Source organism: Phreatobacter sp. (genome assembly GCF_016793595.1).
Classification (GTDB): Bacteria; Pseudomonadota; Alphaproteobacteria; order Rhizobiales; family Phreatobacteraceae; genus Phreatobacter.
Genome location: NZ_JAEULY010000012.1, coordinates 1 through 1,836 on the forward strand (window position 1 = coordinate 1; position 1,836 = coordinate 1,836).

The following is a 1,836-nucleotide window of genomic DNA, read 5'->3' on the forward strand; positions in this document are numbered from 1 at the left end:
TGTCTCCGCCGGCATCTATGCGGCCGAGTGCGTCGCGGACTATGCCGATACGGCCAGCGACGAGGAATGGACGACGCTGATGGGCCAGATGGGCCGGGCCGACGATCCGGGTGCGGTCCTGCTGCGCCGCGCACTGGTCTCCTCCTGCTCCCACGGCGCGGGCGGCTGCACCTGCGGAGGGTCGCACCGGTGACGGCTGCCAGCGCGGTTGAGATGTCCCCCCTGGTCGACCGCTTCGGCCGCGCCATTACCTATCTGCGCGTGTCGGTCACCGACCGCTGCGATCTGCGCTGTGTCTATTGCATGGCGGAGCGGCCGGACTTCCTGCCGAAGCGTGATCTCCTGTCGCTGGAGGAACTGGATCGCGTGGCGACCGCCTTCATCCGGCGCGGCGTCCGCAAGCTGCGGATCACCGGTGGCGAGCCGCTGGTGCGCCGGGGGACGGTGGACCTGATCCACGAGCTCGGGCGGCATCTGCGCACCGGCGATCTCGACGAACTGACCCTCACCACCAATGGCACGCAGCTTGCGGTTCATGCCGCAGCTCTCGCCCGCGCCGGCGTGCGGCGGGTCAATGTCTCGCTCGACACGCTCGATGCCGCGCGCTTCACCGCCATCACGCGCGGCGGCCGTCTCGCCGACACGCTGGCGGGCATCGCGGCCGCCCGCGAGGCGGGCATAGCCATCAAGCTCAACACGGTGGTCCTCGGCGGCGTCAATGACGACGAAACCGAAGCGCTTGTCGCCTTCGCGCATGAGCGGGGCATGGACATCACCTTCATCGAGGTCATGCCCATCGGCGAGGAAGGTTTCGGCCGGGGCGACCGCTTCGTACCGCTCGACCGGGTGCGGGAGGGGCTGGCGCGGCGCTTCGCCCTGATCCCGAGCCTGCATCGCAGCGGCGGGCCCGCGCGCTACTGGCAGGTGGCGGATACGGGGCGGCGCGTCGGCTTCATCGCCGCCACGACATGCAGCTTCTGCGCGACGTGCAACCGCGTGCGGATCACCGCATCCGGGCGGCTGGAGGCCTGTCTCGGCCGCGAGGAATCCATCGATCTCAAGGGGCCGCTGCGCCTCGACCGGACCGGCAGGGAGCTGCACCGCGCCATCGACGCGGCGATTGCCGCCAAACCTGCGGGCCACGACTTCGCCGAAGCCTGGTCCCGCCCGGCGACGCGGCGCGGCATGCACGTCACCGGGGGCTAGCGCGTGATCCTCGACCATCTGTTCGACCGCAATGTCGCCTGGGCGCAGCGCAAGACGCGCGACGATCCGACCTATTTCGTCCGCATGGCCGAGCAGCAGTCGCCGGACTATCTGTGGATCGGATGCGCCGACAGCCGCGTCACCGCCAACGACGTACTGGGCCTCGACCCGGGCTCGGTCTTCGTCCAGCGCAACATCGCCAACATGGTCCATACCAGCGACATGAACCTGCTGGCGGTTCTGGAATTCGCGCTCGAGGCGCTGAAGGTCCAGCACATCATCGTCTGCGGCCATTATGGCTGCGGCGGCGTCCGGCGGGCTCTCGGCAACGACCGCTCGGCGCTTGTCGATCACTGGCTGCAGCCGCTGGTCATGTTTCACCGCAAGCATCAGGCGGTGTTCGCCGCCCTGAAGGACGACCAGGCGAGGCTGGATCGCTTGTGCGAGCTCAATGTCCAGATGCAGCTCCGGCGCGTCGCCGCCACACCCATCGTGGAGGCCGCCTGGGCGCGCGGACAGCCGCTGCATGTCCACGGCTGGATCTATGGGGTAGAGGACGGGCTGATCCGCGAGGTCGAGCCGCCCATCGCCTCGCAGGCGGCGCGCGACGGCTTGTCGAGCATCGATCAA

The 1,836-nt window shown here is 69.2% G+C and carries 2 protein-coding genes and 1 pseudogene; all 3 read left to right on the top strand.

All coding sequences use genetic code 11. The annotated features are described in order from the left end of the window. Positions 1 to 193, top strand: a pseudogene (locus JNK84_RS13755) (hypothetical protein); the annotation flags it as partial. A gap of 20 nt (positions 194 to 213) precedes the next feature. After that, on the top strand, positions 214 to 1,206 hold the full coding sequence (moaA, locus tag JNK84_RS13760; protein ID WP_293424966.1) for a GTP 3',8-cyclase MoaA: 993 nt from the start codon (positions 214 to 216) through the stop codon (positions 1,204 to 1,206). A gap of 6 nt (positions 1,207 to 1,212) precedes the next feature. Then, positions 1,213 to 1,836, top strand: a 624-nt coding sequence (locus JNK84_RS13765; protein ID WP_441343245.1) for a carbonic anhydrase, incomplete at its 3' end; no start/stop codon positions are given.